This is a genomic window from Streptomyces composti (assembly GCF_012034205.1).
Lineage (GTDB): Bacteria > Actinomycetota > Actinomycetes > Streptomycetales > Streptomycetaceae > Streptomyces > Streptomyces composti.
In genome coordinates this window covers 53,015-77,419 of sequence record NZ_JAATEM010000025.1, presented here as the reverse complement: position 1 = coordinate 77,419, position 24,405 = coordinate 53,015, and the positions used below count along the sequence as shown (strand labels likewise).

Annotated in this window: 22 protein-coding genes and 2 tRNA genes; 6 read left to right on the top strand and 18 right to left on the bottom strand. The window is 71.7% G+C overall.

Annotated features, from left to right (window positions below; genetic code table 11):
• Positions 1 to 106 precede the first annotated feature (106 nt).
• The 4 genes from HCJ93_RS20795 to HCJ93_RS20780 all read right to left on the bottom strand — a co-directional run bounded on the left by HCJ93_RS20795 (position 107) and on the right by HCJ93_RS20780 (position 5,469).
• Positions 107 to 180: transfer RNA gene (locus tag HCJ93_RS20795), tRNA-Met, on the bottom strand.
• 170 nt (positions 181 to 350) lie between these two features.
• Positions 351 to 2,180 carry a tetratricopeptide repeat protein gene (locus tag HCJ93_RS20790; protein WP_206317719.1) on the bottom strand — a complete coding sequence of 610 codons (1,830 nt, stop codon included), beginning with the start codon at positions 2,178 to 2,180 and terminating at the stop codon, positions 351 to 353.
• A 222-nt stretch (positions 2,181 to 2,402) separates the two neighbouring features.
• Positions 2,403 to 2,476: transfer RNA gene (locus HCJ93_RS20785), tRNA-Met, on the bottom strand.
• Positions 2,477 to 2,529: 53 nt separating this feature from the next.
• Positions 2,530 to 5,469, bottom strand: a complete 2,940-nt coding sequence (locus tag HCJ93_RS20780; RefSeq protein ID WP_206317737.1) for a UPF0182 family membrane protein — start codon at positions 5,467 to 5,469, stop codon at positions 2,530 to 2,532.
• Between the two features lie 164 nt (positions 5,470 to 5,633).
• On the opposite strand from HCJ93_RS20780, the gene HCJ93_RS20775 reads away from it, so the two are divergent.
• Positions 5,634 to 6,176 carry a PPA1309 family protein gene (locus HCJ93_RS20775; RefSeq protein WP_167997272.1) on the top strand — a complete coding sequence of 181 codons (543 nt, stop codon included), beginning with the start codon at positions 5,634 to 5,636 and terminating at the stop codon, positions 6,174 to 6,176.
• Positions 6,177 to 6,255: 79 nt separating this feature from the next.
• On the opposite strand, the gene HCJ93_RS20770 is transcribed toward HCJ93_RS20775, so the two are convergent.
• The 4 genes from HCJ93_RS20770 to HCJ93_RS20755 all read right to left on the bottom strand — a co-directional run bounded on the left by HCJ93_RS20770 (position 6,256) and on the right by HCJ93_RS20755 (position 9,557).
• Complete coding sequence (locus HCJ93_RS20770) at positions 6,256 to 7,347, bottom strand: YlbL family protein (RefSeq protein WP_206317718.1); 1,092 nt, start codon at positions 7,345 to 7,347, stop codon at positions 6,256 to 6,258.
• Between the two features lie 49 nt (positions 7,348 to 7,396).
• Positions 7,397 to 7,561 carry a hypothetical protein gene (locus tag HCJ93_RS20765; RefSeq protein ID WP_167997271.1) on the bottom strand — a complete coding sequence of 55 codons (165 nt, stop codon included), beginning with the start codon at positions 7,559 to 7,561 and terminating at the stop codon, positions 7,397 to 7,399.
• 138 nt (positions 7,562 to 7,699) lie between these two features.
• Positions 7,700 to 8,161, bottom strand: coding sequence for a molybdenum cofactor biosynthesis protein MoaE (locus tag HCJ93_RS20760; RefSeq protein ID WP_167997270.1), 462 nt, complete (start codon positions 8,159 to 8,161; stop codon positions 7,700 to 7,702).
• Between the two features lie 283 nt (positions 8,162 to 8,444).
• On the bottom strand, positions 8,445 to 9,557 hold the full coding sequence (locus tag HCJ93_RS20755) for an SDR family oxidoreductase (protein WP_167997269.1): 1,113 nt from the start codon (positions 9,555 to 9,557) through the stop codon (positions 8,445 to 8,447).
• A 192-nt stretch (positions 9,558 to 9,749) separates the two neighbouring features.
• On the opposite strand from HCJ93_RS20755, the gene HCJ93_RS20750 reads away from it, so the two are divergent.
• On the top strand, positions 9,750 to 11,264 hold the full coding sequence (locus tag HCJ93_RS20750) for a zinc-dependent metalloprotease (RefSeq protein WP_167997268.1): 1,515 nt from the start codon (positions 9,750 to 9,752) through the stop codon (positions 11,262 to 11,264).
• Positions 11,261 to 11,782 (top strand): NUDIX hydrolase, encoded by a 522-nt coding sequence (locus HCJ93_RS20745; RefSeq protein ID WP_167997267.1) that lies wholly within the window; start codon positions 11,261 to 11,263, stop codon positions 11,780 to 11,782. The genes HCJ93_RS20750 and HCJ93_RS20745 overlap by 4 nt, the downstream gene beginning before the upstream one ends.
• 78 nt (positions 11,783 to 11,860) lie before the next feature.
• Here HCJ93_RS20745 and HCJ93_RS20740 read toward each other — a convergent pair whose 3' ends face one another.
• From HCJ93_RS20740 to HCJ93_RS20725, 4 genes are all read right to left on the bottom strand, one after another.
• Positions 11,861 to 12,616 (bottom strand): AIM24 family protein, encoded by a 756-nt coding sequence (locus HCJ93_RS20740; RefSeq protein ID WP_167997266.1) that lies wholly within the window; start codon positions 12,614 to 12,616, stop codon positions 11,861 to 11,863.
• A gap of 16 nt (positions 12,617 to 12,632) precedes the next feature.
• Positions 12,633 to 13,313, bottom strand: coding sequence for an AIM24 family protein (locus HCJ93_RS20735; RefSeq protein WP_167997265.1), 681 nt, complete (start codon positions 13,311 to 13,313; stop codon positions 12,633 to 12,635).
• A gap of 11 nt (positions 13,314 to 13,324) precedes the next feature.
• Positions 13,325 to 15,160 (bottom strand): TerD family protein, encoded by a 1,836-nt coding sequence (locus tag HCJ93_RS20730; protein ID WP_167997264.1) that lies wholly within the window; start codon positions 15,158 to 15,160, stop codon positions 13,325 to 13,327.
• Between the two features lie 190 nt (positions 15,161 to 15,350).
• Positions 15,351 to 15,980, bottom strand: a complete 630-nt coding sequence (locus HCJ93_RS20725; protein ID WP_167997263.1) for a M48 metallopeptidase family protein — start codon at positions 15,978 to 15,980, stop codon at positions 15,351 to 15,353.
• Positions 15,981 to 16,225: 245 nt separating this feature from the next.
• Between HCJ93_RS20725 and HCJ93_RS20720 the strand changes: the two genes are divergently transcribed.
• Positions 16,226 to 17,440 (top strand): TOMM precursor leader peptide-binding protein, encoded by a 1,215-nt coding sequence (locus HCJ93_RS20720; RefSeq protein WP_167997262.1) that lies wholly within the window; start codon positions 16,226 to 16,228, stop codon positions 17,438 to 17,440.
• Positions 17,433 to 18,794, top strand: coding sequence for an ABC1 kinase family protein (locus HCJ93_RS20715; RefSeq protein ID WP_167997261.1), 1,362 nt, complete (start codon positions 17,433 to 17,435; stop codon positions 18,792 to 18,794). Before HCJ93_RS20720 ends, HCJ93_RS20715 begins: the two co-directional genes overlap by 8 nt.
• Before the next feature lie 53 nt (positions 18,795 to 18,847).
• Here the strand turns inward: HCJ93_RS20715 and HCJ93_RS20710 are convergent, their stop codons facing one another.
• The 5 genes from HCJ93_RS20710 to HCJ93_RS20690 form a co-directional block, all read right to left on the bottom strand.
• Positions 18,848 to 19,057 carry a hypothetical protein gene (locus HCJ93_RS20710; protein WP_167997260.1) on the bottom strand — a complete coding sequence of 70 codons (210 nt, stop codon included), beginning with the start codon at positions 19,055 to 19,057 and terminating at the stop codon, positions 18,848 to 18,850.
• A gap of 155 nt (positions 19,058 to 19,212) precedes the next feature.
• Entirely contained in the window at positions 19,213 to 19,536 is a 324-nt protein-coding gene (locus HCJ93_RS20705) for a putative WhiB-interacting protein (RefSeq protein ID WP_167997259.1), read from the bottom strand.
• Complete coding sequence (locus HCJ93_RS20700) at positions 19,533 to 19,901, bottom strand: WhiB family transcriptional regulator (protein WP_167997258.1); 369 nt, start codon at positions 19,899 to 19,901, stop codon at positions 19,533 to 19,535. Before HCJ93_RS20700 ends, HCJ93_RS20705 begins: the two co-directional genes overlap by 4 nt.
• Positions 19,902 to 20,073: 172 nt before the next feature.
• Positions 20,074 to 20,388 (bottom strand): hypothetical protein, encoded by a 315-nt coding sequence (locus HCJ93_RS20695; protein WP_167997257.1) that lies wholly within the window; start codon positions 20,386 to 20,388, stop codon positions 20,074 to 20,076.
• Between the two features lie 165 nt (positions 20,389 to 20,553).
• Positions 20,554 to 22,764, bottom strand: coding sequence for an ATP-dependent DNA helicase UvrD2 (locus HCJ93_RS20690; RefSeq protein WP_167997256.1), 2,211 nt, complete (start codon positions 22,762 to 22,764; stop codon positions 20,554 to 20,556).
• 236 nt (positions 22,765 to 23,000) lie between these two features.
• Between HCJ93_RS20690 and HCJ93_RS20685 the strand changes: the two genes are divergently transcribed.
• Positions 23,001 to 23,258: a mycoredoxin gene (locus HCJ93_RS20685; RefSeq protein WP_167997255.1), complete on the top strand. Its 258-nt coding sequence runs from the start codon at positions 23,001 to 23,003 to the stop codon at positions 23,256 to 23,258.
• A 182-nt stretch (positions 23,259 to 23,440) separates the two neighbouring features.
• On the opposite strand, the gene nudC is transcribed toward HCJ93_RS20685, so the two are convergent.
• Complete coding sequence (gene nudC, locus HCJ93_RS20680) at positions 23,441 to 24,385, bottom strand: NAD(+) diphosphatase (protein ID WP_167997254.1); 945 nt, start codon at positions 24,383 to 24,385, stop codon at positions 23,441 to 23,443.
• Positions 24,386 to 24,405: the final 20 nt, after the last annotated feature.

Below are 24,405 nucleotides of genomic sequence, written 5' to 3'. Positions count from 1 at the left end.
CACGACGACCGGATCCGGACACGGTCCTCGGACACCCGGCGTCCTCACCGAAGGGTGAACGCACCGAGGGCCGGAACCCTTTCGGATTCCGGCCCTCGGACTTCAGTAGCGGGGACAGGATTTGAACCTGCGACCTCTGGGTTATGAGCCCAGCGAGCTACCGAGCTGCTCCACCCCGCGTCGACGAATGCAACATTACGTCAAGGACGCGGGAGGAAGCAAATCGCCTTTCCGCGCGGTGTCCTGCGGTTTCTCCGCAAGTGGCGGACACCACACCGGGCGCCTGGCGCACGGACGCGCGGGGCGCCCCGCGGACGGGACGCCGGCCGCCGCACGGACGGAGGGGCGGCTCAGGCCGACAGCTCCTGCCGCAGGGCGTCGCGCAGCCGGACGGCACGCTCCGTGACCGCCGGGGGACCGAGCGCCGCAGCCCGGTCGGCCCAGCGCTGCCCCTCGGCGAGCTCGCCCCGCCGCGCGTAGACCAGGGCCAGGCGCAGCGCGGCACGGCCGTGTCCGGCGTCCGCCGCGCGGGTCCACCACACGGCCGCCTCCGGCTCGCTGCCCTCGCGGGCCAGCAGCAGCCCCAGGTTGAAGGCGCCGTTGCGGGAGCCGGCCTCGGCCGCCTCGCGGTACCAGCGGGCCGCCTCGACGACGTCGCCGCGGGCCGCGGCCAGCATGCCGACCCGCACCTGGGCCCGGCGGTGCCCCTGGGAGGCGGCGCGCTCGTACCACTCCTCGCACTCGCTGCGCCGGTTCACCGGCTCGCCCAGCTCGTGCGCGGGCTCGGGCGGGCGGCGGGCGTCCAGCAGCGTCGCCAGGCGGTAGGCGGCCTCGGCGCTGCCGCCGCCCGCCGCGCAGCGCAGGAACCGCTCGGCCTCGGTCTCGTCGCCGGCCCGCAGCCGGGCCATGCCGACCTGCAGCGCGGCCTCGGTGTGCCCGGCGGCGGCCGCCCGCTCGTACCAGCGCAGCGCGGCCTCCTCCTCGCCGCGGCCGGCGTGCAGGATGCCCAGGTTGAAGGCGGCGTCCACGCTGCCCGCCTCGGCGGCCTTGGAGAACCACGGCTCCGCGCCGGTCTCGTCGCCGGCCTGCAGCAGCAGGATCGCCAGCGCGTTGGCGGCCTCGCGGTGACCGGCGTAGGCCGCCCTGCGGTACCACTGCTCGGCCTGCGAGGTGCGGCCCTGCTCGGAGCAGAGCAGCCCGAGGTTGTAGGCGCCGTTGACGTCGCCGGCGTCCATGGCGGCCCGGTACCAGCGCTCGGCGGTCTGGGTCTCGCCGCGCTCGGCGTGCAGCGCGCCCAGGGCGTTGGCGGCGTTGCCGTCGCCGTCCTGGGCGGCGCGCAGCCACCACACGGCGGCGTTCTCGGTGTCACCGGCGTCCTTCAGCAGGAACCCGAGGGCACAGGCGGCCCGCGGCTCGCCGTCCTTGGCGGACGTCAGGTACCAGCGCCCGGCCTCCTTGAGCTCGCCGCGCTTCTCCAGAATCGTCCCGAGGTGCAGGGCGGCCCGGCGGTGGCCGCGTGCGGCGGCCTGCCGGTAGTACTGCTCGGCCTCCTCCAGCAGCCGGACACCGTTGTCGTCGCCGGACCTGTGTGCGGCCCGGCGGTCCAGCGTGCGGGCGAGCCGGTATGCCGCCTCGCGGTGGCCGCGTTCGGCCGCGGCCCGCATCCAGCGCTCGGCCCCGGCCTCGTCCCCGCGGTGCTCGAGCAGGTCGGCGAGCGCGTACGCGCCCAGGGTGTGGCCCTGCTCGGCGGACTGCCGCAGCCAGTACTCGGCGGCCGGCTCGTCTCCGCGCTCGCGGTGGTGGCGGCCCAGCGAGTGCGCCGCGGCGGCCGATCCTGCGACGGCGGCGATGCGCCACCATCCGGCGGCCTCGTCGGCGTAGCCCCGCTGGTGCAGCAGGACACCGAGGTTGTTGGCGGCGGCACGGTCGCCGGCGGCGGTGGCGTTGCGCAGGTGGGGTTCGGCTCCGTCGAGATCACCGCGGCGCAGCAGCATGGCGCCGAGGATGCTCATCGCCTCGACGTCGCCGGCCTCGGCGGCGAGCCGCTGGCGCAGCTCCTCTGCCGCCTCGTCGTCGTTCTCCCCCGCCACCACCGGGGTCTCCTGCCCGTCGACGTGGTGGGAAGGCTGCTCAAATCGCCCTGTCTCGAACAGAGTTGCCTTGTCCCCCATAACGTCCATCGTCGCACCACCTGCAACCTGGGTACACCTGGTATACCGCAGCCAGTGAGGTCACTTCAGCGTTTTGTCGACATGCCCACAGAGAGACAAGTCAAACACAGATCGCTCAACTCCCGTCGGTGGCGCGGCCGTAGCGGGGCGGGGCACATGCGTTCGTCCATGCCAAAGGCCCGGACTCCTCGTGGAATCCGGGCCTTTGGTGCCGCCGTACGGCGACTTCAGTAGCGGGGACAGGATTTGAACCTGCGACCTCTGGGTTATGAGCCCAGCGAGCTACCGAGCTGCTCCACCCCGCGCCGTTGTGTTCACTACCGTATCACGGCGCGGGGCGGCACTGACCAGCCGTTTTCTAATCGCTCGCGGTGGGCCCGGGGCTGGGGCTGCTCTGCGAGCCCGAGCCGCCGCCACCGCCCTGGGCGGACTGCGCCTTCTCGGCCTTGCGCAGGGCCTCCTCGAGGTCCTTCTGCGCCCGGCCGTAGGCCTCCCAGTCGTTCTTCTTCAGGGCCTCCTGGCCGGCCTCGAAGGCCTTCTGCGCGTCCTCGAGCGCCTCGCGGACGGTCGGGTTGTCGCTGCTCGGCGGTGGCGTGGTGCTCTCCTCCTCGCCGTCGCCCTCGTCCTCGCCGGGCGGCGGTTCGACGGGCGAGCCCTTGCCGCCGAAGACCTTGTCCAGGGCCTGGTCGAGGGTGTCCTCGAAGGCCGTCTGGCCGCCGTAGGTCACCAGCACCTTGCGCAGCAGCGGGTACTTCAGTCCGCCACCGCGGACGTAGACCGGCTCCACATAGAGCAGTCCTCCGTCCAGCGGCACGGCCAGCAGGTTGCCGTACTCGACCTCGGAGTCGCCGCCCCGCAGCAGACGGATCGTCTCGGCGATGTCCTGCTGCGAGTTGAACTGGCTCTGCACCTGCTTGGGTCCGGAGACCGTGGTGCTGGTCGGCAGTTTCAGGATTCTGATCTTGCCGTAGTCGGAGGTACCCGGGTCGGCGTTGACCGCCATGAAGGCGCTCAGGTTGTCACGGCCGTTCGGGGTGAACGTCGTGGTGAGCGAGAAGACCTGCTCCTTCTGGTCCGGCATCCTCATGCTCAGGTAGTACGGCGGCACCGCGTCGCCCGTCTTGTTGGTCGGGTCGTCCGGCACCTGCCACACCTCGCTGCCGGAGAGGAACGTGGTGGCGTCCTTCACGTGGTAGCGGGTGAGCAGTTCGCGCTGCACCTTGAACAGGTCCTGCGGGTAGCGCAGATGCGCCATCAGCTCGCCGGAGATCTCGCTGCGCGGCTCCACCGTGCCCGGGAAGGCCTTCATCCAGGTCTTCAGGACCGGGTCCTTCGTGTCCCACTGGTAGAGCTTGACCTCACCGGTGTAGGCGTCGACGGTCGCCTTCACCGAGTTGCGGATGTAGTTGACCTGGTTCTGCTGGGCCACCACCGCACGCTGGTCGTTGGTGGCGGTCAGCGAGTCGGCGGTGGTGTCGCCGAGGGTCGTCCGCGAGGAGTACGGGTAGCCGTTGGTGGTCGTGTAGGCGTCGACGATCCACTGGATCCGCCCGTTCACGACCGCCGGATAGGCGTCGCCGTCGATGGTCAGCCACGGGGCGATGGCCTCGACCCGCTCCTTGGGCGTGCGGTTGTACAGGATCCGCGAGCCCTCACCGATCGCGCCCGAGTACAGGATCTGCGGCTCGCTGAAGGCGACGGCGTAGGCGGCGCGGTTCAGCGGGTTGGAGAGGTTGACGCCGCTGTCCGCCTGGTAGCTGTACGTCTTCTCGCCGGTGTCGTCCGAGTAGTCGACCTCCTTCTGGGGGCCGCCGACGATCGAGTACGTCGTCGTCCGCTCGCCGTAGTAGATGCGCTGCTCGTACTTGCCGAGGTCGCCCTTGGACGGCAGGTCGGACTCGGTGAACTCCGGACGCCCGCCGGCATCGGCGCTGGTGCCCTCGGCGGCGACGACTCCGTAGCCGTGCGTGTAGCGGAAGTGGTCGTTGATCCAGTTCCGCTTGGGGATGCCGTTGTAGTTCAGCTCGCGCAGACCGATGACCGTGTCCTGGTCCTTGCCGTCCTTGCTGTAGCGGTCGACGTCCAGGTTGGTCGGGAACGCGTAGTAGTTCCTGATCTGCTGGAGCTGCTGGAAGGTCGGCGAGACGATGTTCGGGTCCATGATGCGGATGCTGGCCGCACCGGCCACATCGTCCCGCAGCTTGCTCTTGTCCTCGCTCTGGCTGACGCCCGGGTAGTCCCTGACCTGCGTCCCGTCGATGCCGTAGGCCTCACGCGTGGCCTTGAGGTTCTTCTCGACGTACGGCGCCTCCTTGGCCTGCTCGTTCGGCTGGACCTGGAACTTCTGCACGATCGCCGGGTACAGGCCGCCGATCAGGATGGCGGAGAGCACCATCAGGCCGAAGCCGATCACCGGCAGCTGCCAGGTGCGCCGCCACAGGGTGGCGAAGAACAGCAGCGCGCAGATCACCGCGATGCAGAACAGGATCGTCTTGGCCGGCAGATAGGCGTTGGCGTCGACGTACCGCAGACCGGTCCAGTTGTCGGTGGCCTTGAAGTCGCTGGACTTCACCGCGAGGCCGTACCGGTCGAGCCAGTAGGCGACGGCCTTCAGCGCGACGAAGATGCCGAGCAGCACCGACAGGTGCCCGGTGGCCGCGGCCGTGGCGCGGGCGCCCGGGCTGGTGATCCGCAGGCCGCCGTACAGGTAGTGGGTGAGCGCCGCGGCGATCACCGACAGGATGACCGCGGCGAACCCGAAGCCGAGCAGGAAGCGGTACCAGGGCAGGTCGAAGGCGTAGAAGGAGACGTCCAGCTTGAACTGGGGATCCTTCTCGCCGAAGGACACGCCGTTGACCCACATCAGCCACGTGCGCCACTGGCTGGAGGCCGAGGCGCCCGCGATCAGACCGACCAGCGCGGTGATGCCGAGCAGCAGCCACTTCTTGTAGGGCGCGATGCTCATGCGGTAGCGGTCGAGATTCTGCTGCTCCATCGACATCGCGCTCAGCGGCGGCCGCAGCCGGTGGGCCAGCCAGATGTTGAAGCCGACGGAGACGGCCATCAGCAGACCGAAGACGAAGAAGAGTCCGATCTTGGTCCACAGGGTCGTCGTGAACACCGACGAGTAGTGCACCGAGCGATACCACAGCCAGTCGGTCCAGAACCCCGCGAACATGGTGAAGACCATGCCGAGGACGGCCAGGACGCCCAGTGTCATGAGCAGGGTCCGGACCCGCCGGGACGGGCGGCCCACTCTGATCCGTGGCCCCGTCGGGCCTCCGCCGCGGTCCGGCATCTGGAAAGCCAAGGTAGGCACCTCGAAGTTCGCTGTTGATTCGTCAGGCCCGCGTGTTCGTGGACCGTGAGCGGCCCCACGTGATCGTGGGCCCACACCTATGCAACTTACTCACCCTTTACTCGGTTCCCGATTCCGGCCAGGAACGAGAGAGGATTGTGACCATGTCCAACACACCCATGGCGGCCAGCCCGCTCACCAGGGCCGTGCTCGAGATCGACGAGTACGTCTCCGGCCTCGGCTGGGACCGCCCCGCACGTCTGTTCGCTCTCGTCGACACCGCCCGGCTGCGCGCCGAGCAGCCCTCGCTCGCCGACCGGCTCGGTCTGGGCGGGGAGCAGGAGGCGGACGCCCTCACCCCGATCGAGCAGGACGAGATTCCAACGGGCAAGCCGCTCGACGAGTTCCTGGGCACCATCGCCTGGCCGGAGGCCGTGACCGGCTGCGCCCTGACCGTGGAGCGTCTGATGCTGCCGCCGTCCGCGGAGGCGGAGGTGCCTGACGACCTCGACGAGGCCGCGCTCAACGCGTGGGTGGCCGAGCACCCCGAGCGTCAGGAGGTCCGGATGACGGTCGCGGTGCTGCGCGACGGCAGCCGGGAGTCGGCGCTGCGGCTGCGGGAGAAGGACTCCCCCACCGAGGTCCTCACCGGTTCCGATCTGGTGCCGGGGCTGGCGGACGCGCTGGCGGCGACCTTCGAGGAGTAGCCGCCCCGGCGGGACGGGACCGCCGCGCCCTGCTCACGGCCCGTCCTCGGGCCGTGCCGGGCCGCCGTGCCCGGCGGGATCAGGACGCCTTGCAGGACGGCAGGGCGTCGGTGTCGCCGGAGCGGATGTCCTCCAGGGCGTCGAGGGCGTCGTCGAGGGTGTTCACCTTGACCAGGGTGAGGCCGTCGGGGGTGTCCTTGGCGGCCGCGGCGCAGTTGTCGGCGGGCGTCAGGAAGTACTCGGCACCCTTGGCGCGCGCCCCGACGGTCTTCATCTCGATGCCGCCGATCGGCCCGACCTTTCCGTTGTCGTCGATGGTGCCGGTGCCGGCCACGAAGGCGCCGCCGGTGAGGCTGCCCGGCGTGAGCTTGTCGTAGATGCCGAGGGCGAACATCAGCCCTGCGCTCGGGCCGCCGACGTCGGCGAGCTTGATGTCGATGGTGAACGGGAAGGTGTGGTCGGTCCCGGCGGAGATGCCGACGATGGCGCGCTTCTCACCGGCGTCGTCCGAGGTCCGGGTGGTGATGGTGACGTTCTCGGTCCGCGCGGGACGCTTCTCCTTCTGGGCGGCGGCCTGCTCCTTGGCGGGCACGATCGTGAAGACCGCCTTCTCCCCCGGCTCGTGCCTGGTCACCAGGTCGGCCACATCGGCCGGCTCCTTGACCGTCTTGCCGTCGACGGCCCTGATCACATCGCCGGCGTGCAGCTTGCCCTCGGCCGGGGAGCCCTTGACCACGGTGGAGACCACCACCCAGGACTTCACCGGGACGCCGAGTTCCTTCAGCGCCGCCACTTTGGCGCTCTCCTGCGACCGGGTGAACTCCTCGGCGTTCTCCTGGGTCGACTCCTCCTCCGTCTTGCCGTTCGGGTAGAGGGTTTCGTGCGGCACGATCTTGTTGTCGTGCGCCAGCCAGCCGTAGACCGCCTCGACGAGGTTCATCCGGTAGTCGGCGCTGGTGACCCGCACCGTGGTCATGTTGAGGTGGCCGTCGGCCGGATAGGTCTTGCGCCCGGAGATCTGCAGCACCGGCTCGCCGTCGTGCTCGCCGAGGGTGTTCACCGTCGGGCCCGGGGACATCTCCGCGTACGGCACGGGGATGAACACTCCCGCGCACAGAAGCGCGATCAGCATCAGGGTGGAGGCGAGCATCGTCGCGGTGCGGCGTGGCATGTCTCGACAGTACGGGACAGCTCTGTCAGCGCACCGTCAGGGCGCCTGGTCAGGTGCCGGTACGGGACTTCTCCATCGCCTCGCGAAAACGGGCGTATCCGTCCAGTTCGGGACCGTCGCTGCGTATCTTCCGGGTTCTCAGGGTCCAGCTCCCCCACAGGCCCGCGACGACGGCCGCCACGAGCGGAATCAGCAGCCAGGCGAGCGCATCCATACCGACCTCCCAACCCGTGACGTCCGCGACGGACTGATCAGAAGATTAACCATTCGCAGTGACAACGCTCACGTCGGGGGACCGGTTACGCAACCGGACGAACCGCGCTGGGAGAGGCCCCCGCCAGGGGCGGCCGGGTCAGCAGGCTCCGACCCACTCCTGCGTTCCGTCGGCGAACGTCTGGTGCTTCCAGATCGGCACCTCGTGCTTGATGTCGTCGATCAGCTTCCGGCAGGCCTCGAAGGCCTCGCCCCGGTGCGGACAGGACACGGCGACCACCACGGCGAGGTCCCCGACCGCGAGGTCCCCCACGCGGTGCACGGCGGCCAGTGCCCGCACGGGGTGGTCGGCGGCGACCTTCTCGGCGATGCGGCGCATCTCGGCCTCGGCGGTGGGGTGGCACGAGTAGCTCAGCTTCTCGACGTCGGCGCCGCCGTCGTGGTTGCGGACGGTGCCGACGAAGAGCGCCGTGCCGCCGGCCGCGTCGTCCCCGACGGCCCGGAAGACCTCGTCCACCGACAGGGGGGTGTCCCGGATGCCGATCAGCTTGATCGGGTCCTGGGCGGCCTGCTCGCCGGGGTGGTCATGCGTCGTAGCCATGCCCCCATCGTGCCGTACGCCGCCGACAGCCGGGTATTGCGGTTTCCACCGGCAGACGCGCCCGGCGGTTCGGAGTGTTCTACAGGACCGCGGATCCCCGGCGTGCCCGCCCGCGGGACCGGTCCCGCGGAGCCGGTCCCGCGGACTGCCGGAGACGGAGTTGCCGGGTGCTCCGGAGGACTGCCGCACGCGGATGCTCCGGCCGCCCGGTGTCGGAAGCAATGCCGGGAGCGCCGGGCCACTCGCCGTCGGAGGCGGTGCGGCGGCGCCGGGCCGTCCGGTGTCAGATGCGCCGGCGTGCCTTGCGGGCCCGCCGGACCACCGCCGCCGCGCCCAGCAGCGCCACCGTCGCGCCCGCGGCGCCCGCCGCCGTCGCGTCCTTGCGGCCGAGCCGCCGGCCGGCCACCGTGTGCCGCCCGGAGACCTCCTCGAGCAGCTCCGCCAGCACCTCCTCGTTGGTGTAGGCGGGACGCCACCCGGCGTCGTGCAGCCTGCTGCCGCTGACCACCCACGGGTACATCGTGTAGGCGAGGTCGCCCGCCGGGGACGGGGTCAGGCCGATCCGGTGCAGCCGGGCCGCCGCCCCCAGGGCCACCGCCGACGGCAGCTCCATGCGCCGGATGCCGCTGAGCTCCTCGATCTCCTCCTGCTCCAGCCAGCCGTCGCAGCCGACGGCCAGCTCGCCGTCGACCTTCTCGAGCACCGCGTACTCCAGGGCGCTGCACAGGTCCTCGACGTGGCAGAACTGCCAGGCGGGGCGCGAGCCGGCCACCACCAGGAGGCGGGGCGACTCGAAGTACCTGGTCAGCGCGGTGTCGGTGCCGCCCACCAGAATGGCGGGGCGCAGCACCGTGACATTGAGTCCGGGGTGCGCGCGGGGCGCGCGCCTGGCCAGGCGCTCGATCTCCAGCAGGTCGCCGACGCCGGTGGCCTCCGCCGTGGCGCGCAGTTCCGCGTCCTCGGACAGCGGCAGCTCGTTGTCGGGCAGCGCGCCGTAGACCATCGCCGAGGTGGTCAGCACCACCCGGTGCACACCGGCGGCCGCGGCGGCGGTGAGGACGGTCTGGGTCCCCCGGACGTTGTAAGCGGTCCGCGCGGCGGCGTCGGTCTCCAGGTCGAGATCGAGGGCCAGATGCACCACCACGTCTGCGCCGCGCAGCTTGTCGGCGATGGCCGGGTCGCGCACATCGAGGATGTGCCATCTGGCCTCGTCGCACTCGCCGCGCCGCTCGTCGATGGCGATGACCTGCTTGATCTCCTCCGAGGCCACCAGCCGCTCGGTGAGCAGCGCGCCGACGCCGGTCGCGGCGCCGGTGACCGCGACGACGGGCCCGCGGCCGGCGGGACTGGTTGACCGGTTTCGCGCTGCGCGAACCTGCGGATCTGGGGAACTCACCGGGCGTCTCCAGCGGTTGTCTTCAGTACGGGCGCATGTGACGCGTACGTACCAGGTGGCATCCATCCTGCCGCAGGCCTTCTGTCGGCGAAGCACCGAGGCCCGAACCGGCTCAGGTGTCTACGCTGGGTGGTGTTGTCGGGCAGCCGTGCCGCCGGAAAGAACCGGCGGCCCTACCAGCCGAGGAATCCCGTGAGTGACACCCCATTCGGATTCGGCCTTCCGCCGGAGGAGCCGGACGACGGCGACGAGGGCAAGAAGAAGGACCCGCAGAGCGGCGGTGGTCAGGGCCCGGCCAACCCGTTCGGTTTCGGCACCCCCGGAGCCGGAGGCTTTGGCGGCCCGGGCGCGGACAATCCGTTCGCCGCGATGTTCGGGTCGCTGAACCCCACCGACCTGGGCGCGGCCTTCCAGCAGCTCGGGCAGATGCTCTCCTACGAGGGCGGCCCGGTGAACTGGGACATGGCCAAGCAGATCGCCCGCCAGACCGTGTCCCAGGGCACGGCCGACGGCACCAAGGACGCGAGCGTCGGCCCCGCCGACCGCAAGGCGGTCGAGGAGGCCGTCCGCCTGGCCGACCTCTGGCTGGACGGTGTCACCTCGCTGCCCTCGGGCGCGCACTCCGCCGTGGCGTGGAGCCGCGCGGAATGGGTCGAGGCGACCCTGCCCGCCTGGCGCGAGCTGGTCGACCCGGTCGCCGAGCGCGTCGGCAACGCCATGGGCGATGTGCTGCCCGAGGAGATGCAGGCCATGGCCGGCCCGCTGATCGGCATGATGCGCTCCATGGGCGGGGCCATGTTCGGCACGCAGATCGGGCAGGCCGTCGGGGTGCTCGCCGGTGAGGTCGTCGGCTCCTCCGACATCGGCCTGCCGCTGGGCCCGGCCGGCAAGGCCGCGCTGCTGCCGGTGAACATCGAGGCCTTCGGCAAGGACCTGGGCGTCCCGCAGGAGGAGGTGCGGCTGTATCTCGCCCTGCGCGAGGCCGCCCACCAGCGCCTGTTCGCCCATGTGCCGTGGCTGCGCTCGCATCTGTTCGGCGCGGTCGACGGCTATGCGCGCGGCATCAAGGTCGACACCGCCAAGCTGGAGGACGTGGTCGGCCAGTTCGACCCTCAGAATCCGGAGCAGCTGCAGGAGGCGCTGCAGCAGGGCATGTTCCAGCCGGAGGACACGCCCGAGCAGAAGGCCGCCCTCGCCCGTCTGGAGACGGCCCTGGCGCTGGTCGAGGGCTGGGTGGACGCCGTGGTGCACGCGGCGGCCAAGCCCCGGCTGTCGTCCGCCGACGCGCTGCGCGAGACCCTGCGCCGCCGCCGCGCCTCGGGCGGCCCGGCCGAGCAGACCTTCGCCACGCTGATCGGCCTGGAGCTGCGCCCGCGGCGCCTGCGGGACGCCTCGCGCCTGTGGGCCTCGCTCACCGACGCGCGCGGCGTGGACGGCCGGGACGCCCTGTGGGCCCACCCGGACATGCTGCCCAACGCCACCGACCTGGACGACCCGGACGGTTTCGTGCACCGCGAGCAGCAGGTCGACTTCTCCGAACTGGACAAGATGCTCGGCGAGGCGGCGAGCGGCTCCAAGCCGGACCTGACCAAGCACGACGACGCCTCCGGCGACGCCGCGGAGGACGACTCCCCGGGCGGAACGGGTGAGGCCCCGAGGGACGGGTCCGCCGGTGACGCCCCGAAGAAGGACGACGGGACGGAGTGAGCCTCCACGACGACGCGGTCCTCGTGCTGAAGGAGTACGAGGGCCAGCCCGAGCTGCGCCAGACCTATCTGGACCACCTGGCGGCCCGCCCGGACGGCCTGTGGAAGTCCTGCGAGCAGGGGCATCTCACGGCGAGCGCCCTGGTGATCGACCCCGGGCGGGAGCGCGTGCTGCTGACGCTGCACCGGAAGCTGCGCATGTGGCTGCAGATGGGCGGCCACTGCGAGCCCGGGGACGCCTCCCTGGCGGCGGCGGCCCTGCGGGAGGCGACGGAGGAGTCGGGGGTCGAGGGGCTGCGCCTGCTCCCGGGCGGCCCGGTCAGGCTCGACCGGCACCCGATCCCCGCGCCCTGCCACTGGCACTTCGATGTGCAGTACGCGGTGCTGGCGCCGCCGGACGCGGCCCACGCGGTCAGCGACGAGTCCCTGGACGTGCGCTGGTTCCCCTACGCCGAGGTGCCCGGCGTCGCGGACGAGTCCGTGGTGCGCCTGCTGGAGGCGACGCGCGCCCGGCTGTGAGGGCACGACGCATGCTGTGCCGGGACGTGTGAGGGGCGACCGCCGCGGCGTTCGCCCCTCACTGCTGTGCCTGCCGGGTCAGCTCCAGACGTTGCCCTGGTTCTGCCCGCGGGCCCCCTGCTGGCCCATGCCGAACTGGGCCGCCAGGCCCGAGCCGATCTGGGCGTTCTGCGGGGGCAGCAGCTCGCTGGGCTGGACCAGCGCGTATCCGGTGCCCATGAAGCTCAGCTCCCAGCCCTCACCGGTGTTGCCGCGGCGCCGCCACACGCCGGAGGAGTGCGTCTGCGCCTGCATCTGCACCCGCAGCCCGGTCGACCAGGCGACGATGGCGTCCGCGTCGCAGTTGACGTACTTGTCCGGCGTCACCTGCAGCAGCAGCGGCATGCCGGAGGTCATCAGGGCGACCTTGCCGCGGCCCGTGATGTTGAGCTGGTACTTCCCCGAGCCGGAGATGCCGTAGAGGCTGTCGACGGCGATGACCTCGTGGTGCAGCGAGGAGTCCATCGCCAGCACATAGCTGCTGTCGACCGTCAGCCCGTCCTGCTCCACCTCCATGATGTGGATGTGCTGGGCCAGGTTGGCCAGGAAGACCGTGCCCTGCCCGTGGCAGCGCATCAGGTCCAGGCCCTCACCGGTGTTCGCCCGGGCGCGGGACTGCTGGTGGCTCTGGTACTCGGCGTCGAACTCGACGAGGCCCTGGTAGGCGACCATCGATCCCTTGCGGGCCAGGACGTCCTCATGCCCCTCGAGGACGACCCGGAGCATCTGCTTGTTCTGCAGACTCCAGCGCTCCTGGGTCTGCTGGTCGTTGTAGGCGAAAAGCGGGCTCTGCATGATGTGTTGCTCCCCCTCAGCCCCGGAGCCGGAGACGGTCGGTGCTGTCCTCACTGGGCTGGACGACGACGATGCCCTGACCGGAGAAGGCCATCTGATAGGCCTCGCCGCTGCCGCGGCCGATCAGCGACTGGGCGCGGAAGCTGCGCTTGCCCTTCACCTTGAGGTTCGGGGACCAGGCGACCAGGGCGTCCGGGTCGACGTACGTCTCGTCCTCGCCGCCGCCGCAGTCGACGACGATCGGCTTGCCGCGTGAGGTCAGGGCGACCCAGCCCTGCCCGGAGATCCTGGTGTTCCACAGGCCCTGTCCGGCGAACTTGGCCAGGCCCTTGACCCGTTCGACGCCCCACGACAGGTGCGCGTCGAAGGCGAGCAGGTTGGTGGCGTTGACGGAGATGCCGTCGCCGTTGAGGTTGATCACGACGACGTTGGCGCCGTAGTCGGCCAGGTAGAGCAGGCCGTCGCCGGAGCACTTCATCAGCGGCGCCCCCTCGCCGGTCAGCCAGTCCCTGGCGATCTGGCGGACGGCCGACGGGTTGGGCTCGTACTGGATGAAGCCCTCGTAGGCGACCATCGAACCGACGCGTGCGAAGAGGTCGTTGCCGGTCTGCATGGCGACCTTCAGCATGTGGTTGCCGTGGTTCTCCATGCGGGCGGTGACGGGAGCGGGGGCGAAGCCCGCGAGAGGCTGGTTCATGACGGGCTCCTTCAGATCTCGTACGGCTGGACGACGATGAAGTTGCCGGGTGCGCCCCGGAACTGGAGGTTGACGCTCTCGCCGGAGGCGCCCGGGTAGGCGTTGCGGCGCATGCGCACCTGGCTGGAGACGATCACCTGGGCGGCGGCCGACCAGGCCACGACGGCGTTGGCGTCGGCGAACGTGGTGGGCGTGACCGGCAGCACCACGGGCGTGCCGTGGGTCTTCACCACGAGGGTGCCGGTGCCCTGGAACTGCATGGTGAACAGCGCCCCGCCGGGTATGCCGTGCCCCTCGATGCGGCGCACCTCGTACTGCAGGCCCTCGTCGAAGGCGAGGACGTTCTCCGCGGAGACGCACACCGCGTCGCCCTGCAGCTCGATCGGGTGCAGCATCGTGGAGTCCTCGGCGAAGAACACCTGGCCCTGGCCGGTGCAGCGCATCAGCTGCATCTCCTGGCCGGTGGCGTTGCCGACGATGCGGCCGGTGAAGCCGGCGCCCTTGTAGGCGAAATCGACCTTGCCCTGGTACAGCACCATGCTGCCCTGCCGGGCCAGCACGGGCTGGCCGCCGATGCTGAGGTCGGCGCGCACCAGCTTGCGGTTCTGCTGGGTCCAGCGCTGGCCGGTGGGCGTCTCCTTGTACTGCTGGAGCGCGCCGAGCACGCCCGGGGCCTGCGGCGCGCCCTGGGGAGCGCCCTGCGGCGCACCGTAGGGCGCCTGCTGGCCGGGGATCTGACCGGGCATCTGCCCGGGCGCCTGGCCCGGCATCTGGCCGGGCACCTGCCCCGGCGGCTGCTGGCCGTAGCCGGGCGGCGGGGTCGGCTGGCCGTATCCGGGAGGAGGCGTGGGCGCCTGGGGTGCCTGCGGAGCCTGGGGCGTCTGCGGTCCGGCGCCGTAGCCGGGCGGCAGGGGTGCCGTCTGGCCGGGCGCCGGCTGACCGCCGTAGCCCGGAGGGGGCGGCGGCTGCTGGCCGGGCTGCCCGTACGGCGCGGGCGCCGGGGCCGGGGGCGGCACCGGGGATCCGCCGGGCGGGGTCTGCATGGGCGCGATGACGGTCGGCGCACCGTGCACATCGGGCCCGGGAGCCGGCGCCGGGGCCCCGCCCGGCGGGGGCGCGAAGCCGGGCGCGGGCTGCGGCGCGGGCGCGGGAGCCGGCGCGGGCTGCGGCGCGGGCGCAGGTGCCGGGGCGGGCGCGGGAGCCGCCGGGGCAGCGCCTCCGGGCGCGGCGAAGGGCGGCGGTGAGGAGGTCTGCGCGGGCGGCGCGAAGCCGGGCGCGGCACCGCCGGCCTGCGGCTGCTGCGCGGCGGCAGGCTCCTCCTCGGCGACCTCGCCGCCGAAGTTCTTCAGCAGTGCTTCGAGTCCGCCGTCGAAGCCCTGGCCGACGGCGGCGAAGCGCCAGACGTCCTTGAAGTAGAAGTCACCGAGCATCACGGCCCGCTCGGTGGTGAACTCCGACCCGTTGAACGGGTACCGGGCGACCTCCTCGCCACCGGCGACAATGCGCAGATAGCCCGGGCCGATCTGGGACATCTGCCCGGCGCCGTCGATGGTGGCGGTGAAGGAGAGCTTCTTGATGTGCTCGGGAATCCGGTCCAGCGTGACCCGGAAGGACTCCGTGTCGCCCGCCTGGGCGCCCAGGAGCTGTATGGACTCCTCCGGGGACTTCGGCTGGTTGTAGAACACGAAGTACCGGTCGTCGGAGAGCCGTTCGTCGGCGTCCAGACCGAAGCAGCTGATGTCGAAGGTGAGCCCGGGACCGGAGATCTGTACGCCTACGTACAGATCCGTGCCCGCCGTGAGATCACTGATCTTGGCCTTGTGGCCGCGTTGGAATTCCCTGGCCATGCGTACGACCGTCCCCCATCCCGAATGTGAGTGCGTCGCGCCAGGCTAACGTCAATCCCGGACACCGGATGAAGTCGGTACACACCCGGTACAGAACGATCGCCTGCACCTTAAGGTGGGGGCCGCGAGGGGTCGGTACCGGGGTCGGTCTGCGCGAGGCCGGGAGCTGCGCGCGCCGCTCGCCCCGGGGTCAGTCGCCCTGAGACTGATCGTTCTGCGCGGGGCGCTCGTCACGGGCGCCCGGCACGTGCGGCAGCCGCTCGGCGGCGACCACGCCCTCGAGGTACCCGCGGGCCCGTTCGGTCTTCGGGTACGCCTCGAGGAGCCGCCAGAACCGCGGTCCGTGCCCGGGCACCAGCAGATGGGCCAGCTCGTGGCACAGGACGTAGTCGACGACGTACTCGGGCATGCCCTGCAGCCGGTGCGACAGGCGGATGCTGCCGTCGGAAGGGGTGCACGAGCCCCAGCGGGTGTTCTGGTTCGTCACCCAGCGCACCGAGGCGGGCCGGGGCCGGCCCTCGAAGTACTGGGCGGAGAGCCGCTCGGCCCGCTCGGCCAGCTGGGCGTCGCCGAGGGCCCGCCTGCTCTCCTGCGCGGCCAGTTTGTCGAGCATGACAGTGACCCAGCGCTGCTCCTCCGCCTCGGACATCCGGGCGGGGATGAGCACGACGGTGCGATCGCCCTCGCGGTACGCGGAGACCGTTCTGCGTCGGCGGGCGCTCCTGCGGACCTCGATCGCGCTCGCCCGTGAGCCGCTCGTCGGCTGGCTCGTCGTGCTGCGCTGTGACTTTCCGGCGCGGTGCAGTGGGTCGGCGGGCACGCCCCGACCGTACCCGCTGAGCACCGGGAAGTCCCGGCTCCGGGACGGTTCGATGCGGTTACGGCCTCCGGGCGCCGGATTTGTACGATGAATCCCGCCCGCCTGTGGACAACTTTCCGCGGCCCTCTCCGCATCCGCGGCATGCTGGCAGCGCCGGGTCCCGACCGGGCCCGGCCGGAACACGGGGACGATCCGGACGAAGGTCCGTGGACGATCCACGCACACGAGCACGTACGGGGGCTGCCATGCATCCGCTGGTGAAACCCGCGCTCCGGCGCGGCTGGCGCGATCTCAACACGGTGCAGTTCGGGATGACACCGGCGCACGCGCTGACCCTGGGGCCGGTGGACACGGCGACAGGTCACTTCCTCGAGCAGCTCGACGGCACGCGCGGCCTCGAGCTGCTGCGCGCCGAGGGCCCGCGGATGGACCTGCCCGGCGACCAGGTCGACCGGCTGGTGAGAAGGCTGGCGCGGGCCGGGCTGCTGGACGACGCCCGGGGCGGCGGGCCGGCAGCCGGGGCACTGCGCGAGAAGCGGGAGGTCATGGAGCGGCTCGGCCCCGATCTGGCCTCGCTGTCCCTGACCGCCTCCGAGCCGGGCGAGGCCCTGGAGCGGCTGGCGGCGCGGCGCGAGGCCCGGGTGCAGGTGCGGGGTGCGGGCCGGGTGGGCGCGGTGCTGGCGGCGCTGCTGTCCGGCGCGGGCGTCGGCGGGGTCGAGGTGCGGGACGTCGGGCAGGTCGAGCCGGCTGACGTGACGCCGGGCGGACTGCCCGCCGAGGCGATCGGCGAACGCCGGGAGGAGGCGCTGCGCCGGGTGGTGCGCCGCACGGCACCGGACCGGCCGCCCCGCCGCGCCGAGCGCCCCCGGCTGTCGGCGGACACCCCCTGCTTCTCCCTGGTGGTGCTCGCTCCGCGGGACGACGTCGCGGTGCACGCGCCCGACCCGGTCTCCGCCGAGCCCCTGCTGGCCTCGGGCACGCCCCATCTGTACGCCGGGGTGGTGGAGGGAACCGGTGTGGTGGGCCCGCTCGTACTGCCGGGCGAGACGGGCTGTGCGGGCTGTCTCCAGCAGCACCGCACCGACCGGGACCCGGTCTGGCCACGGCTGGTGGCCCAGTGGCGGTCCGGGGGAAGGCCGCGTACGACCGCCTGCGACCTCGCTCTTGCCGCTACGGCGGCGGGACTGGCCGCCGCCCATGTGCTCGCCTTTCTCGACGGCCGTGTTCCATCCAGTGCCGGAGCCCGGTGGGAGGTCGTGCTTCCCGGCCTCGCCTGGCATGCGCGCCCGGTCCCGGCGCATCCCGCATGCCCGTGCGGTGCGGCGGAGAAAGGTAAGGGAGAACACACCTCCGGTCAGGGACGGTCGCACGAGACAATGGCCGTGCACGGGCCGCCGGAGGGGGCGCTCCACGAGGCGCACGCACAGCGGCCGGCAGGGACTTGGAGGGCGCATGTCTGATCTTCCCCGCAAGGCGGTCACCCGGACCGCCAAGCTGGCGGCGCTTCCGCTCGGCATCGCCGGGCGGGCGACCTGGGGACTCGGCAAGCGGATCGTGGGCGAGTCCGCGGAGATCGTCGGCCGCGAGCTGCAGCAGCGCACCGCCGATCAGCTGTTCAAGGTGCTCGGCGAGCTGAAGGGCGGGGCGATGAAGTTCGGCCAGGCCCTGTCGGTCTTCGAGTCGGCGCTGCCCGAGGAGATCGCCGGTCCCTATCGTGCGACGCTCACCAAGCTGCAGGAGGCGGCCCCGCCGATGCCCGGCCGCACCGTGCACGCGGTGCTGGCCGAGCGGCTGGGCGAGAACTGGCGCGATCTTTTCCTGGAGTTCGAGGACAAGCCCGCGGCGGCGGCCTCCATCGGCCAGGTGCACCGGGGCGTGTGGCACGACGGGCGCGAGGTGGCGGTGAAGGTGCAGTACCCGGGCGCGGGCGAGGCCCTGCTGTCCGACCTGAACCAGCTCAGCCGCTTCGCCCGGCTGCTGGGACCGCTGGTGCCGGGCATGGACGTGAAGCCGCTGATCGCGGAGCTGAGGGACCGGGTCTCCGAGGAGCTGGACTACGGCCTGGAGGCGCAGGCCCAGCAGGTCCACGCGGAGGAGTTCGACGGCGACCCGGACGTGGTGGTGCCGGGGGTGGTCCACCAGACCGACCAGGTGCTGATCACCGAATGGATGGACGGAATCCCGCTGGCGGAGATCATCTCGGACGGCACCGAGGAGCAGCGCAACCGGGCCGGGCAGCTTCTGGCGCGCTTCCTCTTCTCGGGTCCCGCCCGCACCGGTCTGCTGCACGCCGACCCGCACCCGGGCAACTTCCGGCTGCTGCCCGGCGGTCCGGACGGTGAGGACGACTGGCGTCTGGGCGTGCTGGACTTCGGCACGGTCGACCGTCTGCCCGGCGGGCTGCCCGTCACCATCGGCGAGGCGCTGCGCATGACGCTGGACGGCGAGGCGGAGACCGTCTACGAGATGCTGTGCGAGGAGGGCTTCGTCAAGGAGTCCATAGAGCTGGACCCGGACGCGGTCCTCGACTATCTGCTGCCGATCATCGAACCGGCGCAGGTCGACGAGTTCACCTTCACCCGCGGCTGGATGCGCAGCCAGGCGGCCCGTGTCGCCGATCCCCGGTCCCCCGCCTACCAGTTGGGCAAGCAGCTCAATCTGCCGCCGGCGTATCTGCTGATCCACCGGGTGACGCTGAGCACGATCGGTGTGCTGTGCCAGCTGGGCGCGACGGTCCGGCTGCGGGAGGAGCTGGAGGAGTGGCTGCCCGGGTTCGTGCCCGAGGCGGAGGAGGAGCGGGCGGCCGAGGCGTGAGAGGCGAAGCGGCCGGCTGCGGTGGCTCCTCCCCTACGGCCGTGGTCGCTCCCCTACCACCACTGCGAGTCCAGCCTGCCCTCGATCGCGCGCAGGTTCTCCCGTGAGCAGACCTCGCAGTAGTGGCGGGGCTCGCCCTGCTCCACGGAGAAGGTCCAGGTCGGTTGCGGTCCCTCGGCCCGGGCACCGCAGCGGGCGCACACGAGGGACTCCGGCTCCGCCGCCCGGGAGCGGTTGTCACTGTCACCGGGATGACTCGTCATCCGGCGACGATAGCGCCGCACCGTGCGGCCCGCCCGGCCGGACGCACCGCGGGGGCCGGTCCGCTTCGACACGGACCGGCCCCCGCGGGGAGCAGCTCCTCCGGTCCGGAGGCAGCGCTCTCAGCTGGTGACGGACACTGCCTGGCTGCTGCCGCCTACTGCATGACGGCCATGGCGAGCGCGCGGCGGGCCCGCCGCGAAGCACGCTCGGCACGCCGCTGCATGCGGCGGGCGGTCGCCAGGCGCGAGGCCTGACGCTCGCGTTCGGCCTCCTGCAGTCGCTCGTGCATATGCGCACGGGCCAGGGCTTCTGGGATGAGTTGCATCTCTCGGGTCCTGTTCTGGCGCGAGTCGTTCGCGCCGCTGGTCGTGAAGTCTTCGGTCGCGGAGCCTGCGGGCTCGTGAGTGGACGGCGTCATCGGGGCCTGCTTCTGGGGGTCGTGCGTGAGGGGACGGTCGATCGTTCCGCGGGTGTTCATGCCGTGACCGGGTTCTTGCGCGGGCGACCACGCGGCCGCTTCCGGGCAACGACAACCCCCTGGACGAACAGCTCGCCACCCCAGACGCCCCAGGGCTCACGCCGCTCCTTGGCGCCGGCCAGGCAGGCCTCGATCAGCGGGCAGGTGCGGCAGAGGGACTTGGCGTACTCCACGTCCGCCGGGGACTCCGCGAAGAAGACCTCCGGGTCGTAGGAGCGGCAGGGGACGGGCACGTCCAGGTTCTCGATGGCGTCGTCGAGCGCGGTGAGCGCGGTGAGCGGAGTCAAGGTCGGGTCCTCCGTGGAGCCGTGCTTGGGGATCGTGTCGGAAGGCGGTACGGACGGGGCGTGCGCTTCGAGTTGCACGGTTCGTCTTCCTCGTCTGGTCGTGTCCGGCCGGTTGGCCGGATGGGCGGCTGGTACCGGGTCTTTTCTTGTCCCGAGGCCCCTTCGTTCCGCTGTCCGTGTGGGTGGACAAACAGAAGGGCCGCGGATCCCGGATGGGGTTCCGCGGCCCTGAAGGCGCCGGCCTGACGAATCAGGCTGGATCACTCCAGGGTTCTGGCCCACGGAAGGCCCACATCTGGTTGTGCTTCGTCTGCTTCCGGACTCCGGCACCGGTCGCCGCAAAGGCATAGGCCTGGGCCTGCGCCTGTACTGCTTCCAGTGCCTGGGTCGGTCGCGCATCGCGCCCACGAATGGCAAGACCCGCGGGTGCAAAGGCGGACTCCAGGTGCGCGGCGGCACGGAGGCCGGACACACCGGTGCCCTTGTTCGAGGCGCCGAGCATGCACAGGGAGACGGCCGAGCGACCGGTCATCTCGACGTCGGAGCTGAAGTTGATGCTGATCACTGGACTCGCCTCCTCTCGGCGCTTCGGGGACTGGAGCAGAGCCAGTCCGGCGGATATGCAAGTACAACACGGAATCAGCGCCTCCGAGAAGGCCGCCGCTTCCGTGCCTAAGAACCTATGGGGATTCCCGGGGCATGCGCAAACTATTTTTTCGACGAGTTCGTATCAGTCACGTTCCTGCTCCCCGGCGGGCTCCCGACCTGCGCAGATGGCCAGAACGTCCGCGCCGTAGCGGCCCAGCTTGCGCCTGCCCACGCCGGGGATGCGCACGAGTTCGTACTCGTCCTCGGGTGACGACTCGGCGATCGCCATCAGTGTTCTGTCGGTGAAGATGCACCAGTCGGGCTGCCCGCTGCGCCGCGCCTGCCCGGCCCGCCAGTCGCGCAGCCGCTCGTAGAGGCCCTCGTCCATGTCGGACGGGCAGTCGTCGCAGCGCATCAGCTTCATCTCGCCCGCGTCGGTGAGCGTGCGCCCGCAGACCCGGCAACGGGCGGGGCTGCGCAGTCTGCGGCGCGGGCTCCCGGAACCGGACGGCCCGCTGCGCGCCGCCGGGAAGCCGCGCTCCACGCCTCCCGTGCCGCCGGCGGCGGCCCTGCCCCTGGTGCCGGTCGAGCCCGGTCGCAGGCCGTCGAGGAAGCGGCTGGGGCGGCGGTTCGGGCGGCCGCCCGGAGAGCGGGAGAGCGCCCAGGACAGGTGCAGGCGCTCGCGGGCGCGGGTGACACCGACATAGAGGAGGCGGCGTTCCTCCTCGATCTGCTCGTCGGTCTTTGCGTAGGTGATCGGCATCATGCCCTCGGCGACCCCGACCAGGAAGACCACGTCCCACTCCAGGCCCTTGGCCGCGTGCAGGGAGGCGAGGGTGACGCCCTGGACGGTCGGGGCGTGCTGGGCTCCGGCCCGCTCGTCGAGCTCGACGACGAGATCGGGCAGACCGGCCCGCCGGTGGACGGCCGCGAAGTCCTGGGCGAGGTTCACCAGGGCTGCCAGGGACTCCCAGCGTTCCCGCACCGCACCCGAGCCGGCCGGGGGCTCCGGTGTCCAGCCCTCGCCGGAGAGCACCGCGCGCACCTGGGAGGGCAGGTCGACGGCGTCGTCGAGCAGGTGGTCGTTGCCGCCGAAGCGGGCCGCGGCGCGCAGGGCGGCGATCGCCTTGCGCACCTCGGGCCGGTCGAAGAAACGCTCGGCGCCGCGCAGCTGATAGGGCACCCCGGCGTCGGCGAGGGCCTGCTCATACGTCTCGGACTGGGAGTTGGTGCGGAACAGCACGGCGATCTCGCCGGCCGGCACGCCGGAGTCGATCAGTTCCCGGATGCGGTGGGCGGCGCCCTCGGCCTCGGCCGGTTCGTCGGTGTACTCGGTGAAGACCGGCTCGGGGCCCGGGGCGCGCTGGGAGACGAGCTCGAGGCGGTGGTCGGCGGCGCGGCCGCGGGCCTGGGCGAGCAGCCCGTTGGCGAGGTGGACCACCTGGGGGGTGGAGCGGTAGTCGCGGACGAGCTTGACGACGGTGGCGCCCGGGTGACGGGTGCGGAAGTCGAGGAGGTAGTCGGGGGTTGCGCCCGTGAACGAGTAGATCGTCTGGCTGGCGTCGCCGACCACGCACAGGTTCTCCCGGTCACCGAGCCACAGCTCCAGCAGGCGCTGCTGGAGGGGGCTGACGTCCTGGTACTCGTCGACGACGAAGTGCTGGTACTGGGCGCGGACCTGCTCGGCGACGTCGGGGCGGTCCTGCAGCACGGCCACGGTGAGGAGCAGCACGTCCTCGAAGTCGATCACGCCGCGCTCGCGCTTGAGGTCCTCGTAGACGGAGTAGATCTGGGCGATCTCGGCCGGGTCCCGGGGCGTCTCGCGGCCGGCCTTCGCGGCGGCGGGCGCGTAGTCGCCGGGGACGGTCTGGGTGACCTTGGACCACTCGATCTCGGAGGTGACGTCCCGCAGCTCCCCGCGGTCGAGCCGGATGCGGCAGGCGGCCGCCGCGTCGGCGACGAGCTGGACCTTGCGGTCGACGATCCGGGGCATGGAACCGCCGATGGCTTTCGGCCAGAAGTACTGCAGCTGCCGCAGGGCCGCCGAGTGGAAGGTGCGGGCCTGGACGCCGACCGCGCCGAGCTGGCGCAGCCGGCCGCGCATCTCGCCGGCGGCGCGGTTGGTGAAGGTGACCGCGAGCACGCTGGACGGCTGGAGGATGCCGGCGCGCACCCCGTAGGCGATCCGGTGGGTGATCGCCCGGGTCTTGCCCGTACCGGCGCCGGCCAGCACGCACACCGGGCCGTGCAGCGCGGTGGCGACCTCGCGCTGCTCGGGGTCGAGCCCTTCGAGCACCGCATCGGCCGAGTCGGGTACCTGCGGGAAGAGCGAGGAGTGCGTTGCTGCTGTCACACGGCCATGCTGCCAGGTCGACGGAGACGGGTGAGCCGGTTGTCCACAGGCGGGGGCTTGCAGTCATATGAATGCGGCAGGAGTCACTTCCGGCCACGGCGTCAGGCGCCCTGGTCCGGGGTGCGGCGGGCGTCACGTCCGCCGGGCGCCGGCCGCGGGAATTGTGGCGCTTTCAAGTACGTTCCCCTGTCGGCAGCACCGAATTTCCCTCAGCCGCCGAAGGAGCGCACAAGGACATGCTGGGCACTGTGACGATGTACAGCACCACGTGGTGCGGCTACTGCCGCCGACTGAAGAGCCAGCTGGACCGCGAGGGCATCGCGTACACCGAGATCAATATCGAGCAGGACCCGGAGTCCGCGGCGTTCGTGGAGAAGGCGAACAACGGCAACCAGACCGTGCCCACGGTGCGGGTGGTGCCGGCCACCGGCGGCGAGGAGATCGTGATGACGAACCCGAGCCTCGCCCAGGTGAAGCAGGCGCTCGCGGTCTGATGCCCCCGGCGCCCGGCGTCGGCGGAAGAGAAGGGGCGGTTCCCTGTCCGGAACCGCCCCTTTTCGAGCGCCCCCGGCGTGCTCGGTGACGCCTCCCCGTGTTCGTGTTCCCGGAGCCCCGTGTTCCCGGAGCCCCGTGTTCCCGGGGTTCCGTGTTCCCGGGGTTCCGTGTTCTCGCAGTCTCAGACGAAGCTGCGGGTCGGCAGCGGCCTGCCGTACCAGCGTTCGATGAGGCGGGCGGCGATGGAGATGCCGTAGGGCGGGAGGACCTCGCCGGACTCGAAGGCGGCGGTCAGGTCGTCGCGGGAGAACCAGCGGGCCTCGTGGATCTCGTCGCCGTCGACGTCGATCTCGGTGGAGGTGGCCCGGGCGAAGAAGCCCAGCATCAGGCTGGACGGGAAGGGCCACGGCTGGCTGGCGATGTACTCGACCTCGCCGACGCTGATGCCGACCTCCTCGTGCACCTCGCGCCGCACCGACTGCTCGATGGACTCGCCGGGCTCCACGAAGCCGGCCAGCGTCGAGAAGCGGCCCTCGGGCCAGTGGACCTGGCGGCCCAGCAGGATGCGGTCCTCCTGGTCGGTGACCGCCATGATCACGGCGGGGTCGGTGCGGGGGTAGTGCTCGGCGCCGCAGGCCGTGCAGCGGCGGATGTGACCGGCCGCGGCGATCACGGTGCGCTCGCCGCAGCGGGAGCAGAAGCGGTGGGTGCGCTGCCAGTTCTCCAGGCCGACGGCGTGCACCATCAGCGCGGCGTCCCTGGGCGACAGCAGCAGGCCCGCCTCGCGCAGGCCGGCGGAGCGCGCCGACTGGTCCATGCGGCCGGGCAGGGAGTCCTTCTGCAGGGCGAAGTAGGCGACGCCGTCCTCGTCGATGCCGAGGAAGTAGCGGTGCGCCTCGGTGAGCGGGGCCTCGAAGGAGGGCGTCATGACGAGCTCGGTACGGCCGTCGGGCGTCTCGTCGATGAGCACCTGGCCGCCGGAGACCACGAAGCATCGCGTCGAGGGGTGGCTCCACGCCGCCGCGAGCCATGCCTCGTCGAGCCGGTGGTGTGCGGCGCGGTCGATGCCGCTGGGCGCGGTGAGCGAGATGGGGCGGTCGGCGGTGTGGTCGGTCCAGGTGGTCACGGGTGCTTCCAACTCCCCCG